At 58.5% G+C, this 16637-nt stretch carries 15 protein-coding genes; all 15 read left to right on the top strand.

The window, feature by feature from the left end; all coding sequences use genetic code 11:
- The first annotated feature begins 1 nt into the window (after nt 1).
- The 15 genes from CFB04_RS13165 (at nt 2) to dapB (ending at nt 16596) form a co-directional block, all read left to right on the top strand.
- Nucleotides 2–469, top strand: a complete 468-nt coding sequence (locus tag CFB04_RS13165) for a regulatory protein RecX (RefSeq protein WP_088535697.1) — start codon at nt 2–4, stop codon at nt 467–469.
- A 30-nt stretch (nt 470–499) separates the two neighbouring features.
- A complete protein-coding gene (gene alaS / locus CFB04_RS13170; RefSeq protein ID WP_088535698.1) occupies nt 500–3133 on the top strand; it encodes an alanine--tRNA ligase in 2634 nt (877 codons plus the stop codon).
- A gap of 19 nt (nt 3134–3152) precedes the next feature.
- A complete protein-coding gene (locus CFB04_RS13175) occupies nt 3153–3497 on the top strand; it encodes a cupin domain-containing protein (RefSeq protein ID WP_088535699.1) in 345 nt (114 codons plus the stop codon).
- A 72-nt stretch (nt 3498–3569) separates the two neighbouring features.
- A complete protein-coding gene (locus tag CFB04_RS13180; protein WP_088535700.1) occupies nt 3570–4700 on the top strand; it encodes a cell wall metabolism sensor histidine kinase WalK in 1131 nt (376 codons plus the stop codon).
- A gap of 125 nt (nt 4701–4825) precedes the next feature.
- Nucleotides 4826–5704: an acetylglutamate kinase gene (gene argB, locus CFB04_RS13185; protein WP_088535701.1), complete on the top strand. Its 879-nt coding sequence runs from the start codon at nt 4826–4828 to the stop codon at nt 5702–5704.
- A gap of 108 nt (nt 5705–5812) precedes the next feature.
- Entirely contained in the window at nt 5813–7009 is a 1197-nt protein-coding gene (locus CFB04_RS13190) for an acetylornithine transaminase (RefSeq protein WP_088536834.1), read from the top strand.
- On the top strand, nt 7006–7914 hold the full coding sequence (gene argF / locus CFB04_RS13195; protein ID WP_088535702.1) for an ornithine carbamoyltransferase: 909 nt from the start codon (nt 7006–7008) through the stop codon (nt 7912–7914). The genes CFB04_RS13190 and argF overlap by 4 nt, the downstream gene beginning before the upstream one ends.
- Nucleotides 7915–8064: 150 nt before the next feature.
- Complete coding sequence (locus CFB04_RS13200) at nt 8065–9285, top strand: argininosuccinate synthase (protein WP_088535703.1); 1221 nt, start codon at nt 8065–8067, stop codon at nt 9283–9285.
- 65 nt (nt 9286–9350) lie between these two features.
- A complete protein-coding gene (locus CFB04_RS13205; protein WP_088536835.1) occupies nt 9351–9845 on the top strand; it encodes an NUDIX domain-containing protein in 495 nt (164 codons plus the stop codon).
- A 15-nt stretch (nt 9846–9860) separates the two neighbouring features.
- On the top strand, nt 9861–11027 hold the full coding sequence (locus CFB04_RS13210) for a hypothetical protein (protein ID WP_088535704.1): 1167 nt from the start codon (nt 9861–9863) through the stop codon (nt 11025–11027).
- Between the two features lie 61 nt (nt 11028–11088).
- On the top strand, nt 11089–12465 hold the full coding sequence (argH, locus tag CFB04_RS13215; protein ID WP_088535705.1) for an argininosuccinate lyase: 1377 nt from the start codon (nt 11089–11091) through the stop codon (nt 12463–12465).
- A gap of 36 nt (nt 12466–12501) precedes the next feature.
- A complete protein-coding gene (locus CFB04_RS13220) occupies nt 12502–13266 on the top strand; it encodes a lipoprotein (protein WP_088535706.1) in 765 nt (254 codons plus the stop codon).
- 130 nt (nt 13267–13396) lie between these two features.
- Nucleotides 13397–14650, top strand: coding sequence for a diaminopimelate decarboxylase (lysA, locus tag CFB04_RS13225; protein ID WP_088535707.1), 1254 nt, complete (start codon nt 13397–13399; stop codon nt 14648–14650).
- A 172-nt stretch (nt 14651–14822) separates the two neighbouring features.
- Entirely contained in the window at nt 14823–15695 is an 873-nt protein-coding gene (gene dapA, locus CFB04_RS13230) for a 4-hydroxy-tetrahydrodipicolinate synthase (RefSeq protein ID WP_088535708.1), read from the top strand.
- A 97-nt stretch (nt 15696–15792) separates the two neighbouring features.
- Nucleotides 15793–16596, top strand: coding sequence for a 4-hydroxy-tetrahydrodipicolinate reductase (gene dapB / locus CFB04_RS13235; protein WP_088535709.1), 804 nt, complete (start codon nt 15793–15795; stop codon nt 16594–16596).
- Nucleotides 16597–16637: the final 41 nt, after the last annotated feature.

Genomic DNA, 16637 nt, shown 5'->3' on the forward strand with positions numbered 1-16637 from the left:
AATGGAGGACGAAGCAGCGGTTTTCGCATCGGCGCTGCGGCTGCTTGCCCGCCGGGACCACAGCTGCCATGAGTTGGAACGTAAGCTGCGCAGCAAGGGAACACCTTCCGGGGTTATAGCATCCGTCCTCGAACGGCTCGCCGGATTAGGGTATCTTGATGACCGGCGGTTTGCAGAGCGGTGGGCGGAGTCTGCCGTAGCCGGCATGAGGTGCGTCGGACCCCGGCTGCGTCTGGAGCTGGTCCGCCGCGGCATCTCGGAGCAGATAGTTTCCGAGGTGACCGCAGAGCTTCTGGCCGTGCATGAGGAATCGGATATCCTGACGGAGCTTCTGAATCGCAGGTTTCCCGATTATTCTGCATCAAGGGCAACGCAGAAGGAAACACGAAGGATCATCCACTACCTGCAGCGGCGCGGGTTCTCAATCCAGGCCATCATGCAGGCGCTACGTGCAACCGAAGGCTCTTGAAGCCTTTTTATTTTACTCCTCGGGGTTTTCATGACAGGGAAGCAGATCAGAGCCAGATTCTTGCAGTACTTCGCCGAGCGGGGCCACACCGTGGTCGCCAGCTCGAGCCTCATCCCCCACAACGATCCCACGCTCCTCTTTGCCAATGCCGGCATGAACCAGTTCAAGGACCTCTTTCTCGGACTTGAGAAACGGGATTACATTCGGGCTTGCAGCTCGCAGAAGTGCGTTCGGGCTGGGGGAAAGCATAACGATCTGGAGCAGGTGGGAAGGACAGCTCGGCACCACACCTTCTTCGAGATGCTCGGCAATTTCTCATTCGGCGACTACTTCAAAAAAGAAGCGATAGCGTTTGCCTGGGAATTTCTCACCAAGGAATTGCAGCTCGATAAGGAGCGGCTTTACGTAACTGTCTACAAGGATGACGACGAAGCGGCCGAAATATGGCACCGGCAGGAGGGAGTACCCATCGAGCGAATCTACCGCTTCGGGGAAAAGGATAACTTCTGGTCCATGGGCGATACCGGCCCCTGCGGGCCCTGCACAGAAATATTCTGGGACCATGGCCCCGGCGTCGGTTGCGGCAAGCCCGACTGCGCCGTCGGCTGCGACTGCGACCGGTACATGGAGATCTGGAACAACGTCTTCATGCAGTTCAACCGCGACGCATCCGGGACTCTCACTCCGCTTCCCAAGCCGTCTGTGGATACAGGCATGGGTCTCGAACGGATCGCGACGGTTCTCCAGGGGGTGAAGTCGAACTACGACACCGATCTACTTCAGGGGATCATACAGTTCACCGCCAAGCTGGGCGGCAAGGAGTACGGCGCCGATACAAGAGACGACGTATCCTTGCGCGTCATAGCGGATCACGCCCGGGCTACCACCTTTCTCATCTGCGATGGGGTTCTCCCGAGCAACGAAGGGCGGGGATACGTGTTGCGGCGCATCATGCGACGTGCCGCGCGTCATGGAAAAATGCTCGGCTTTGCCGACCCGGTGCTCTACCGCACGGTGGACGCCGTCATAGACATAATGAGCGAGGCCTACCCCGAGCTGCTGGAACGGGAGGATTACATAAAGAAAGTGATTCGTGCGGAAGAGGATCGTTTTGCCGAAACTCTGGACCGCGGACTTGCAATCCTTAACGACGAAATGGCGGCTCTCAGGGGTCGCGGAGTTGGGACTATTCCGGGTGAAACCCTCTTCAAGCTCTATGATACGTATGGATTTCCCATAGATCTCACCGCCGATATTGTAGCCAGCGAAGCGTTCACCGTGGACGAGGCCGGGTTCAACGCCTGCATGGAACGCCAACGGGAGCAGGCGAGGGAGCACTGGAAAGGTTCAGGGGAAGAAGGAATCGCCGAGATATTCAAAACCCTCTACAACGAAGGGATGAGGACGACTTTCACCGGGTATGAAGCAGGTACCGGCTATTCAGTGGTAAAAGCGATCGTGACGGCCCGTGGAGGCCGACTTGTTGCCGAAGCTGCAGCGGGTCAGGAAGTGGAGATCATTACCGAATCAACCCCCTTTTACGGCGCCTCCGGAGGTCAGGCCGGAGACACGGGGACGATCTCTTCCGGGAATGCTCATGTACGGATCATCGATACCAAACGCCCTTATCCCGACCTCGCGGTTCATGTCGGTGTGGTGGAAGACGGAACGCTGAAAACCGGAGAAGCGGTCGATCTGAAGGTCGATTCGGAAGAGCGCTCGGCGACCGCCCGCAATCATACCGCAACCCATCTGCTGCAGTCGGCCCTCAGGGAAGTACTCGGCGATCATGTCAAGCAGGCAGGCTCACTTGTCACTCCCGACCGGCTCCGCTTTGACTTTACCCATTTTTCCCCCCTTTCCGATGAAGAGCTGCGCAGGGTGGAAACCATCGTCAACGGCTACATTCGGCACAACCATTCCGTTCACGCTCGCGAGATGAGCGTGAACGACGCCCTCGAAAGCGGCGCCACCGCTCTATTCGGCGAAAAGTACGGTGATCGCGTGCGGGTGGTACGGGTAGGGGAGGTGAGCGCGGAGCTGTGCGGCGGCACGCACGTGCATGCTGCGGGAGAAATCGGCTTCTTCAAGATAGTTACCGAAGCCGGAATCGCGGCGGGGGTGCGGCGTATCGAGGCTCTTTCCGGCGGAGGCGCCGTCACATACGCTCAGAACCTGGAAGCGGATCAGAAGAGGCTGGCAGTTCTCCTCAAGGCAGAGGGGGGAGACCCCGCCGAAAAACTGGAGAAGCTCCTCGTCCGTCAAAAGGAACTGCAGCGCGAGGTAGAAACCCTTCAGTCGCGCATCAATGCCTCCAGGTCCTCCAATCTCCTGGATCAGGTACGTGAGGTAGCCGGTGTCAAGGTTCTGGCTGCCAAAGTGGAAGCTGCCGATCCGAAGGCACTCCGAGAACTCTCCGATACCCTCAAAGACCGCCTCGGATCGGGCATTGTCGTTCTCGGCGCAGAGCAGGGGGAGAAAGCCGCTCTCCTTGTCGCGGTCAGCAAAGACCTTACCTCCCGCTACAAGGCGGGGGACCTCGTCAAGACCCTTGCACCGATCATCGGCGGAAGCGGCGGCGGCAAACCCGAGCTCGCACAGGCCGGAGGCTCGCAACCGGGAAAACTGGCCGAAGCGCTGGAACGCGTGACGGGCCTTCTGTAGGCACCACAAAGGAGCAGTGATGGACGGTAAGACCATTCATACTTCGGATCAAGCCGAGGTCCTCCACCCCAAGCACAACCAATATTACCTGAAGGACCTGATTGTAAAGGCGGAGGCAGGCCTCCTCAGCGTTCACCGGGGAAGGATCGAGCCCGGAGGAGAGATATTCCCCCACACCCATGATGTGGAAGCGGAGACTTTCTATATCCTTTCGGGAGACGCTGAATGCACCATGGGTAGCGACACCTTGGTCTTTCGCGCCGGGAACTGCGGATTTGCACCTCCGGGTGTCCTCCATGGGCTCCGTAACACCGGTTCCAGTCCGGTGGAGCTTCTTGCCATCTTCACTCCTCCTCTCAAATAGCCGCAGGAGGGCACTGGTGTCCTATCGAACCAGCTGCTGCTTCTGCCGCTCGGAAACTGCCGGATATCATTTATGCTCGAAATGAACCAAAAACCGGAAATTGGTCTTGTTCAGCAGCAGAACCTGAAGAACATCCTCATCGTCGACGACGAAGCCATAATCCGCGACCTGTGCAGCAAAGCACTGCGCGGGTACAACGTAGTCGAGGCAGGGGATGGGGAGGAGGCCCTGCGGCTGTTCAGAGGCGGGAACTTCGATCTCATCCTGACTGACGTGATGATGCCGAAGATGGGGGGGATCGAGCTTCTGACACGGCTCAAGGAGCTTGAGCCGACTCTCGTTGTGATCGTCATGACCGGCTTCGCCGACAAAGACGTCATTCTCAATGCACTGAAGGCGGATGCGGACGACTTCATAGCCAAGCCGCTCAATCTTCTGCAGTTGCGCACGACAGTGGAAAAGGCGCTCGTAAAGAAAGCGCTTAAGGAAGAGATTGCAAACCTGAAGAACCTCGACCGGTTGAAATCCAACTTCCTCTCTCTCATATCACATAAGTTTCGCACCCCCATCACGGCAATTTCGTTGTTTCTCCAGAATATGGCCGGTGGTGTGTACGACCCTGCCGACCCAGGCTTCCAGAACCACCTGAAGCTGATTTTCGAGGAATCGTGTTACCTGGAAAAGCTGGTGGCGGACCTGCTAACCTTCAGCAGCGTCATGGACGTCGAGGGCGGCCTTAAGGTCGAGCCCTGCAGCCTCAGATCCGTCATCATGCAGATTCTTGCCGAATCGAAGGAAGCCGCAGCAAAACCGGGAGTGCAGACGGTAACCGACCTGGCCGACCTCCCCCCGGTCATGATCGACCGTGAAAAGATAACATTCGCATTGCGTCAGATCACCGACAACGCCTTCAAGTTTTCGCGCGATACCGGCAAGGTCTCGGTAACCCTTGCCGGCGTCGATGATGCCTGTCATCTTATTGTTGAGGATGAGGGGATCGGAATAGCACCCGAGGATCTGCCCAAAATTTTCGAGAAGTTTTACCAGGTGGATCCTGCGCATACAGGGCAAATAAGGGGGTTCGGCCTCGGCCTTTACTACGCGCGAGAGTTCATACGGCTTCACGGCGGCACCATCAGCGTCGAAAGCGAAGCCGGCAGAGGCAGCACCTTCACCGTGACGCTCCCTATCCGGCAGAGTTGAGTAACTGCTGCCTCGTTCCCTCAGATGCTTCCCTTTCCGGTCTTTAATTATTGCGCGTAGCCCCGTATCCGGCTATAGTTACCTCTTTGGATTTATTCATCCATGACGCCATGGGAGATTCCCAGATGCAACATCTCATAGAAAAAGCGAATACCCTGATGGAGGCCCTCCCATACATCAGGCGTTTTTCCGGCAAAACCGTTGTCGTGAAGTACGGTGGACACGCCATGTCGGATGAAAGACTGAAAGAGTCCTTCGCCCTCGACGTAATCCTCCTCAAATCCCTTGGAATCAACATCGTGGTGGTCCATGGCGGGGGTCCGCAGATCAACGAAACCCTCAAGCGCTACGGGATCGTCTCCGAATTCGTCCGCGGGATGCGTGTCACAGACGCCGCCACGATGGGGGTGGTGGAGATGGTTCTGACCGGGCAGGTGAACAAAGAAGTCGTTGGGTACCTTAACCAGCACGGCGGGCGCGCCGTCGGCCTCTCGGGCAAGGATGGCAATCTCCTTCTCTGCGAAAAGCTCCTCCAGCCGGTGAAGCGGGAGGACGGGACCGTCGAGCAGATCGATATCGGCTTCGTCGGAAACGTGGTGAAGGTAAATCAGGAGCTTATCCAGACCCTCGAGCATGGAAAGTTCATCCCGGTGATCGCGCCTGTAGGGGTCGGCGAAAAGGGGGAAAGCTACAACGTCAACGCCGATCTGGTGGCGGGACGGGTGGCAGGAGCCCTCAGGGCCGAGAAGCTGATTCTGCTCACCGACGTTGAAGGGGTGAAGGACCAGGAGGGAAACCTCCTGTCGAGCATCTCCCTTGGCCAAGTGCCGGGGCTCATCGAAGGCGGAGTGATCACCGGCGGGATGATCCCGAAGGTAGACTGCTGCGTCGACGCGGTGAACGAAGGGGTGAAGAAGGCCCACATCGTCGACGGCAGGGTGCAGCACGCCCTTCTACTTGAAATTTTCACGGATACGGGCGTAGGCACCGAGATACGGGGGTAGCGGCTGCGCATCAGATAGAGGCGGCTCGTTTTTAAGAATCAAACCATTCGGGCTGACGAGGACGGCGTCGAGATGGCGCAAAAGGCGCAGCACGTTCGAGAGGCAATGATGACATCTCAGCAATGGATCGAAAAAGCCGACCGCTACATCATGAAGACCTATGGGCGGTATCCGCTCGTTCCGGTAAAAGGAGAGGGGTGCGTCGTGTGGGATGCCGACGGGAAGCGCTACCTCGACTTCCTAGCCGGGGTCGCGGTTAACAACCTCGGGCACTGTCACCCCAAGGTGGTTGCCGCGCTCCAGAAGCAGGCGGCGGAGCTGATCCACTGCTCCAACTACTACCATATTCCCCAGCAGATCGAGCTTGCGGAGCTCCTCTGCAGCCACTCCTTCGCTGACCGCGCCTTCTTCTGCAACAGCGGCGCCGAGGCCAACGAAGCTGCAATAAAGCTCGCCCGCAAGTACAGCCGGGAGAGGTACGGCGGCGACCGGTACGAGATTATAACCGCCATCTCCTCTTTCCACGGCAGGACGATGGCCACCATCTCCGCCACGGGACAGGAGAAGGTGCAGAAGTTCTTCGACCCTCTTCTCCACGGATTCAAGCATGTTCCCTTCAATGACGCGGCGGCGCTTCGCGAGGCGGTGGGGCCGAACACCTGCGCAGTGATGCTGGAGCCGATCCAGGGGGAAGGCGGCGTGGTCGTCCCTTCCGCGGAGTACTTCCGCGAGGTGCGGGAAATATGCGACGCCAACGACCTGCTCCTCATTTTCGACGAGGTCCAGGTAGGGATCGGGCGAACAGGCAAACTCTTTGCCCACGAGCACTTCGGGATCACTCCCGACCTGATGACTCTCGCCAAGGCGCTTGCCGGCGGAGCCCCCATCGGGGTGATGCTCTCCACCGAGGAGATCGCCGCGGCATTCGGCCCGGGGAGCCACGGTTCGACCTTCGGCGGCAACCCTCTAGTAACCGCTGCCGGGATAGCCTCGCTCCGGGTGATCCTGGAGGAGGGAATACTCAACAGGACGGAGGAGATCGGCGAGTACCTGCTCGGGGAACTGGAGGCGCTTAAGAGAAAATTTCCCGTGATTACCGAGGTGCGCGGGATCGGCCTCATGATCGGCCTGGAACTCTCCATCCCCGCAGGCGACATCGTGAAGAAGGGGCTCGATCGTGGTCTTCTCCTCAACGTCGCCCAGGACCGCGTGCTCCGCTTCGTCCCGCCGCTGGTGGTGACCAAGCAGGAAATAGATGAGATGATCGGCATCCTTGCCGGAATACTGGAGGAAACGAAGCAATGAAGAAGGACTTCCTCGCCCTCAACCAGTACTCGAAGGCGGAACTCGACGCGCTCTTCGCTCTTACGCGGGAGCTGAAGGAGAAGCAGAAGAAGAGGGTTTCCCACCGCCTTCTCGACGGGAGGAGCATCGCCCTCATCTTCGAGAAGTCCTCCACCCGCACTCGCGTCTCCTTCGAAGTAGGCGTCTACCAGCTCGGGGGGCAGCCCCTCTTCATCTCCTCCGCTACGTCGCAAATGGGGCGGGGGGAGCCGATCAAGGATACCGCCCGCACCATTTCCCGCTACTGTGACGGGATTATGATCCGTACCTACGGGCAGGAGATCGTCGACGAGTTTGCCCGCTACGCCTCGGTTCCCGTCATCAACGGCCTCACCGATCTCTTCCACCCGTGCCAGATCATGGCCGATCTGTTTACAGTGATCGAGCACCGGGGGAGCTACGATGGGCTTACCTTCTCCTGGGTGGGGGACGGGAACAACATGGCGAACACCTGGATCGAGGCCGCCGCCATCTTCGGGTTCACCCTCAAGCTCGCATGCCCCGAGGGGTATGACCCTGACGCCGATGTCCTCGCCTGGGCGAAGGGTAAGGGAGCCGACATCCTCCTCACCCGTGACCCCCGGGAGGCGGTGCAGGACGCCGACGTGATCAACACCGACGTCTGGGCTAGTATGGGGCAGGAGGCCGAGCAGAAGGAGCGTGAGAAGGCCTTCGCCGGCTACCAAGTTAACGAGGCCCTCCTCGACGAGGCGAAAGGGAACTGCATGGTCCTCCACTGCCTGCCGGCGCACCGTGGGGAGGAAATCACCGATGACGTCATCGAAGGCCCACACTCGGCGGTCTGGGACGAGGCGGAGAACCGGCTGCATATACAAAAAGCCATCATGGCTACGCTGATAAGGTAAGGCCGCTTTCCCGCCAAATCAGCGTTGAGCTTCGAGCAATCCTTGTGCGACGTGGCGCTGCCACGTCTCCGCGGTTCCTCTCGCTCGCCTTGATTTGACGAAAAATCGACCTTTCCGAACTGTATCCTGAAATAAAAAGGAGAATTGTAAATGGCCAAAAAAGAAGTTAAGAAAATCGTCCTCGCCTATTCGGGCGGACTCGACACCTCTATCATCCTGAAGTGGCTGAAGAACGAGTACGGCTGCGAGGTTGTCGCCTTTTCCGCAGACCTGGGGCAGGGGGACGAACTGGCACCGGTTCGGGAGAAGGCGTTCGCCACCGGGGCATCCAAGGTCTACATCGACGACCTGAGGGAGGAGTTCGTACGCGATTTCGTCTTCCCGATGTTCCGCGCCAATGCCATCTACGAGGGGCACTACCTCCTCGGCACCTCCATCGCCCGTCCACTTATCGCAAAGCGGCAGATGGAGATCGCGAAGATCGAGGGGGCCGACGCGGTTTCCCACGGCGCCACCGGCAAGGGAAACGATCAGGTCCGTTTCGAGCTCGCTTACTATCACTTCGATCCTTCCATCACCGTAGTCGCCCCGTGGCGGGACTGGAAACTCAACAGCCGCCAGGCTCTCGTCAACTACGCCAAGAAGAACGGCATTCCGATCCCGGTTACCAAGAAGCGCCCCTGGTCCTCCGACCGCAACCTCCTCCACATCTCTTTCGAGGGTGGAATTCTTGAGGATACCTGGGCCGAGCCGCCCGAGAACATGTTCGTCCTTACAAAGGCCCCGGAAAAGGCCCCTAACAAGCCCCAGTACATAGAGATCCAGTTCGAGAAGGGGAATGCCGTTGCCATCGACGGCGTTCGTATGACGCCGGCCGAGCTCCTCGCCAAGCTGAACGAGATCGGCGGCGAGCACGGCATCGGCAGGGTCGACCTCCTCGAAAACCGCTCCGTAGGGATGAAATCCCGCGGCGTCTACGAGACTCCGGGGGGCACGATCCTCCGGGAGGCGCACATGGCAGTGGAGCAGATTACAATGGACCGCGAGGTCATGCGCGTGCGCGACTCCCTCATCCCCGAATATGCGCGGCTCATCTACGCCGGGTACTGGTTCTCGCCTGAGCGGGAGATGCTCCAGACCCTCATCGACGAGTCACAGAAGTGCGTGAACGGCGTCGCCCGCATCAAGCTCTACAAGGGGCACTGCCGAACCGTCGGCCGCAAGTCGGAGACCGACTCCCTCTTCAACCTCGACTTCGCCACCTTCGAAAAGGATCAGGTATACAACCAGGCCGACGCCACCGGGTTCATCAAGATCAACTCGCTGCGCCTGCGGATCAGGTCGCTAATGCAAAACGCGAAGAAAAAGTAGAGCCAGCTTCACCACTGCTGCCGAACAAGGAGGGGGCACGGCTAGCCGTGTCCCCTATGAATTTTATGCCTGGACTCAAATTCAAGAAGCAACACATCGTTACCTCGGTTGTGGCAGTGATCGTCGATGACGAACAGAGGGTTCTGCTGACCAGGAGAAATATCCCGCCGTTCCAGGGGCTCTGGGTTATGCCGGGAGGCAAGATAGATCTTGGCGAACCGATATTGAAAGCCCTGCACCGGGAGGTGAGGGAAGAGGTGGGCCTTGAAGTGGAGGTTGAGGACCTGATCGATGTCTTCGAGCACCTGACGCCGGGGGAGGAGAATAGTCACTTCATCATTCTCTACTACCTATGCCGCGCGACGGTCTGCGATATCTGCCACAATCCTTTCGAAATAGAGGAGGCCCGGTGGGTGCCGAAAAACGAGCTTGCAGGCTTTCCCATGCCGGAAGGGGCCAAGTTCATCCTCGGCAAGATCTTCCCGGAAGCATTCAGCGCCGGGCAGAAAGAAGAGACGGCATCCCTCAAGCGGAAGGTCAAAAAGCTGAAAAAACTGTAGCTTCGTGAAGGGCACATGGTCCGTATCCTCGAAAAAAGGGTTAACCTAGAATTTTCCCTCGGCCATCATCTCCACTGCCTGATTGCCCAGATACCCAACCATCTGCGCCGATCCGACTACGGTTTCGTGCTTGTAGACCCGGAGAAGAAGTGGGAACAGGTAAAGGCTCTCCTCGACATGATTGCCGCCGGGGAAGGAAACCTGAAGAAGCTTCATTTTCTCATGCTCCCGGAAGCATCGATTCCATTCGCAAGGTTCGATGAGATGATTGCCGCCACCGACGCCGGGTTCCGCAACAACACCGTCGTAATGTTCGGGATGGAACACGTGCGGCTCAAGACGTACCGGGAACTCCTCGAACGATACCGTGCCGACAACGAGGAAGCCGTAGAACTGGTGGACCGGGACATCGATTCGGGCGACGTGCTTGATATGCCCGTCAACTGGTGCTGCATCGCCATCAAGGAAGCGGACGGAAACCTGCGGGTGTTTCTGGAAGCGAAGTCTCATCCCTTCCACGGCGAAGAATACATGGACACGTTCCACGATCTCTACCGGGGGCGCCACTTCTACCTGTTCCGAAGCAGGCCGGCGTGCTTCAACTTCATGACGTTGATATGCCTCGACTACCTTTACCGCGACCTCTACGCCTCAAACATCCGGCAGATCATCGACCATGCAAACCAGCTCTTTTTCAACACGCGACAGGGGCTCGATGCCCTGTTCGTTATCGAGTGCAATCCTAAGCCGGAGCACCGGGCTTACTGGGAAGTGCTGACCGGCTTCTACGGGGAATATCTGGAAGACACCCCCGGGATACGGGAAACTGTGACGATTTTCGGCAACACCTCGGACGAAACGAAGCTCGACGATCTGACAGCATCGAAGGGCTTCGGTCACTCGTTCGTTGTGATCAACCGCCATCACCGTCTTGCGAAGGAAAAATTCCCTGAATTTTCCACCGACGACTTCAATGGCGCTCCGGTTTGCCGCCTCCGCTTCGGCAACGGCACACGGCTCTATTACTTCAACCTGCCGCTCCACCACGAGCTCGATCCGCGCACCAGCAGGATGCCTCTGAAAGTTCACTCAATCATGCGGTGGAGTGACGGACGATGGATCAAGGTCACGGGGGAAGAGATGGTGGGAGGGGTCGAGCTACCGCGGGAGGCGGATTCCTGAGCCTCGTGCCGGTAAGACTTCAACGGCATAGTCCGACAACTTTACGAGGAGAATAACCAGCATGGCACAAGAAAAGCTTTGGGGGGGGCGCTTTTCCCAGCCCACGGACAAGTTCGTCGAAGAGTTCACCGCATCCATCCAGTTCGACAAGCGGCTGTACAGTCAGGACATCAGGGGCTCCATCGCCCATGCGGAAATGCTCGGCAGGCAAGGGATCATTTCGGCGGCCGATGTGGAGGCGATTGTCGGAGGGCTTCGGGAGATTCTCGACCAGATCGAGCAGGGCACATTTGACTTTTCCGTCTCCCTCGAGGACATCCATATGAACATCGAGGCGCGGCTTTCGGAAAAGATCGGAGAGGCGGGGAAGCGGCTCCACACCGGACGGTCGCGAAACGACCAGGTCGCCCTGGACATACGTCTCTATCTGAGGGACGAGATTGCGGAAATCACCTCCTATCTCGACCTGCTCGTCGATAGCCTCCTCTTCCAGGCGGAAAAGAACATAAATGTGATGATGCCGGGGTTTACCCATCTCCAGACCGCCCAGCCGATCCTCTTCGCCCACCACATGCTCGCCTACGTGGAGATGTTCAAGCGGGACAAGGGCAGGATGGAGGATTGCCTGAAGCGGGTGAACGTACTGCCGCTCGGGGCTGGCGCCCTCGCCGGCACCACCTTCCCGATAGACCGGGAATTCGTTGCGGATCGGCTCGGCTTCCCCGAAGTGACGAGGAACTCACTCGACTCCGTTTCCGATCGGGATTTCGCTCTTGAGTTCATATCCGCCGCGTCAATCCTGATGATGCACCTTTCCCGCTTCTCCGAGGAACTCATCCTCTGGTCCACAAGCGAATTCCGTTTCGTCGAACTCTCCGACTCCTTCTGCACCGGCTCTTCCATCATGCCCCAGAAGAAGAACCCGGACGTCCCCGAGCTAGTACGGGGGAAGACCGGCCGGGTCTACGGGAACCTGATGGCGCTCCTCACTGTAATGAAGTCACTCCCCCTGGCCTACAACAAGGACATGCAGGAGGACAAGGAGCCTCTCTTCGACACCATCGACACCGTTAAGGGCTCCCTCAAGATATTCGCCGACATGATCAGGGAGATGCGGGTCAACGCCGACCGGATGCTGCAGGCCGCAGGCGGGGGATTCTCAACCGCCACCGACGTCGCAGACTACCTTGTCCGCAAAGGGGTGCCGTTCCGCGATGCTCATGAGGTGGTGGGGAAGGTGGTCCGGTACTGCATCGACGAGGATATGACACTGGAGGAGCTGTCGCTGGCGGAATGGCAGCTTTTTTCGATGCAGATACAGGAGGATATCTTTGCGGCGATTACCCTGGAGGCAAGCGTCAACGCCCGCAGCGCCACAGGCGGGACGGCGCTGGAGAGAGTGCGTCAGGAAATCGAAAGAGCCAGATCCGGCAAGTGATCGGTTGTGCCTCCTGGTCAACCTCGCAGGTTTATCATGAACAAACTCATCATTGTCCTACTCATCTCTCTCGTACTCTCCGGATGCGGCCGGAAGGGTCAGCTGATCCCGCCGGAAGCACTCGTGCCTGCACCGATTTCTGATCTGCGTGTGGCCCAGCAGGGTGAGAAATTCCTGGTCTCCTGGTCCCCCCCCTTACGCGACGAGGGGGGGCGCAAGCTGGGGGAACTGGGCGGATTCCTGATCCTTCGCCGGGTAGTGCTTCCTCCGAAGGAGGATTGCGAACAGTGCCCCAACGCATACCACCTCCTGAAGCGGGTCGACCTCGATTACCTGCAGGATGTCACTCGACTCGGCGCCCTCTATTTCCTCAGCGACCCTTCAGCTGCCACCGGCACCACGTATCAGTACAAAGCTCTTTCCGTGAAGGCTGACGGTACAGTAAGCCGGGATTCGAATAAAGCGAGGAGAAAGAAGGTTTCACCACCACCCCCGCCGCGCATTCAGGTGCGCTTTACTCCAGTAGCAGCCGTTCTTCAGTGGGAACCGGTAACGCTTCATGGCGAGGGCACGACCGTAGGGTACAACGTCTATCGGCGAAAAGCTGCCGGCTCTCACTTTCCTGTCCCGCTGAACGATACACCCATTACCGAACCGCGATTTGAGGATACCGCAATTTCAGCTGACGATGAGTACGTCTACCTCGTTCGAACCGTCGCCAGGATTGATGGAGAAATTGTAGAGAGCGAATCATCCGGCGAGGTGACAGGGCGCCTCCTTCCAACAGAATCCGAAGAATAAGGTAACCTCCCGCCGCTCCAACCAAAAATTGACATTTGCCAGTCCGTATGTTAGAAATACCCACTTTTGTTTACGCTACACCTATCCTGGTGATTTTTTTACAGTCATTACTATAGATTCGGAGGGTCCAATGCATCACTTTCAGTACAAGGGGAACGAACTCTTCGCCGAAGAGGTGCCGGTCCGCGAAATCGTCGCAAAGGTGGGAAGCCCGGTCTACGTCTATTCCCACGCCACCCTTGAACGGCACTACCGCGCCTTCGACGACGCCTTTGCCGGCGTCCCCCACACCATCTGTTACTCGGTCAAGGCAAACTCCACTATGGCTGTCCTCAAGACATTCATCAACCTCGGTGGCGGGGTCGATATCGTGTCGGGCGGAGAACTGTACCGTGCGCTCAAGGCTGGGGCAGATCCGCAGAAGGTGGTCTACTCGGGTGTCGGCAAGAAGGACGACGAGATCGAGTACGCCCTCAACAGCAATATACTGATGTTCAACGTGGAGTCGGAACAGGAGCTTGATCGGATCAACCAGATTGCAACCCGCATGGGGAAGAAGGCTGGTATCGCTATCCGCGTCAATCCGGACGTCGATCCTCAGACACACCCCTACATCACGACGGGTCTAAAGAACGCCAAGTTCGGGATCACAATAGAGCGTGCAATCGAAGAGTACAAGCGCGCCAAGGGGATGGCAGGAATCGAGATCCTCGGCATCGATTGCCACATCGGTAGCCAGCTGACGAAGGTCAACCCCTTCGTGGACTCGATCATCAAGCTCAAGAAGGTGATCGGCATTCTCAAGGAAGCCGGAATCTCCCTGAAGTACTTCGACATCGGCGGGGGTCTCGGCATAACTTACAACAACGAGGAGCCGCCACTCCCTTCCGATTACGGCAAGGAAATCATCTCCGCCACCAAGGATCTGGGTATGCACCTGGTGTTCGAGCCGGGGCGGAACATCGTCGGGAATGCCGGCGTACTCGTCGCCAAGTGCCTCTACACCAAACAGCGCGACGAGAAGAACTTCATCATGATCGACGCCGGGATGAACGACCTCGCACGTCCGGCTCTTTACGGTTCCTTCCACGGCGTGCAGCCGGTAGTGAATGACCAGGACGGGCTCGTGATGGCCGATATCGTCGGCCCCATCTGCGAGTCGGGTGACTTCCTCGTGAAGGACCGGGAAGTGCCGATGTTCCGGCAGGGGGACCTTATGGCCTTCATGTCCGCCGGCGCCTACGGCTTTGCCATGAGCAGCACCTACAACAGCCGCCCGCGTGTGGCTGAGGTGATGGTGAAGGGTAATTCCTTCGAGGTGGTGCGCGAGCGGGAAACGGTGGAGGATTTGATCAAGGGAGAACGAGTCCCATCCTTCCTCTGAAAGAACGGCCACTTTTGCGCAATCTCTGCGTTGCTCTGCGGGACTCCTTGTGCGGCGTAGCGCAGCTACGCCTCCGCGTCCTCCCTTGAGCGCCTTGACCTTGCACAAAATTGACCGTTCTTGGACGTTTGCCTTACAATGAATTAAAGACATAAGAAGGTTGGAGGTTACCATGTTCAAAGGAAGCATTGTCGCCATAGTGACGCCGTTCAGGAACGGGGCGGTGGACGAGGAGAAGCTGCGGGAGCTCGTAGAGTTCCAGATCGAGAACGGGACCGATGCCATCGTCCCGTGCGGCACCACCGGCGAGTCGTCTACGCTCGACTATGAAGAGCACGACCGGGTCATCGAGATCGTGGTGGAGCAGGTTAAGAAGCGCGTTCCCGTCATCGCCGGCACAGGTTCCAACTCGACCCGGGAAGCTATCGAGATGACCGCGCATGCCAAGGAGCTGGGCGCAGACGGCGCGCTCCTCGTCACGCCCTACTACAACAAGCCGACCCAGGAGGGTCTCTACCGGCACTACATGGCGGTGGCCGATGCGGTGGCGCTCCCCCAGATCCTCTACAACGTTCCCGGGCGCACCGGGGTGAACCTCCTGCCGGAGACGGTGGCGCGCCTGGCGTCCCACAAGAACATCGTAGCGATCAAGGAGGCGACCGGGTCGCTCCAGCAGGCTTCGGAGGTTCTTGCCCTCTGCGGTGACAAGATTGATGTCCTCTCCGGCGACGACTTCATCACCTTTCCGCTCATGGCATGCGGCGCGAAGGGGGTCATCTCCGTGCTGGCCAACATCATGCCGAAAGCGGTGGGAGACCTGACCGACGCTTTTTTTGCGGGCGACCTGGAAAAGGCCCGTCAGCTCCACCTGCAAACCCTCAAGATCAGCAACGCCATGTTCATCGAGAGCAATCCGATTCCGGTGAAGACGGCCCTGGGACTCATGGGGAAATGCTCGGATGAGCTCCGCCTGCCACTCTGCCCGATGGGGGAGGGGAACAAGGCGAAGCTTGCGGCGGTCCTGAAGGAATACAACCTAATCTAAAGTCATTGCCACAGAGACTCCGAGCACACGGAGAAGGTATCAGCTTCTTTGCCTTTCTCTGTGTCTCCGTGCCTCCGTGGCATGCTGAGGTGCTTATATGGTCAAGGTCGCGGTATGCGGCGCTGCCGGGAGAATGGGGCAGCGGATAATAGTTGCGGTGAAGGAGGCTGACGGGGTTGAGCTGTCGGGAGCGCTGGAGCGCCCGGGACATCCCCTTGTGGGGCAGGATGCAGGAATCATCGCCGGGTGCGGCGAGCTCTCCGTCAAGATCAGCGACGACATCAATGGAGTGGTTGCGGGATGCGACGTGCTCATCGACTTCACCACACCTAAAGTCTCCCTGAAGAACCTCGAAGTCTGCGCTCTCAAGAAGAAGGCAATCGTCATCGGCTCCACCGGGTTCACTCCTGACGAGCGCGCCCTTGCGGCTGAACTGGCGCGTGAGATTCCCTGCGTCCTCGCTCCCAACATGTCGGTTGGGGTCAACGTCTGCTTCAAGATCCTCAAGGACATCGCGAAGACCCTCGGGGACGACTTCGACGTGGAGATCGTGGAATCCCACCACAAGCTCAAGAAGGATTCCCCTTCGGGAACGGCCGTCCGGATGGGGGAGGTGGTTGCGGAGGCGCTCGGCCGCGACTACAACAAGGTCGCCAACTACCACAGGGAAGGGATCTGCGGAGAGCGGACAAAGGAAGAAATCGGTATGCAGACAATCCGCGGCGGCGACATCGTCGGCGAGCACACCGTCTACTTCATCGGGATGGGGGAGCGGATCGAGCTCACCCACCGCGCCCATACCCGAGACATGTTTTCCAGGGGGTCGGTCCGGGCTGCCAGGTGGATTGCCGGGAAGGCGCCGGGGATATACGACATGCAGGACGTCCTCGGCCTTAGGTAGGGGAGCTCCGCTTTTTGGCAATCTCGGCGTTGCCTGCGTCA

Origin of the sequence: Geobacter sp. DSM 9736 (assembly GCF_900187405.1) — a bacterium.
GTDB lineage: Bacteria > Desulfobacterota > Desulfuromonadia > Geobacterales > Geobacteraceae > DSM-9736.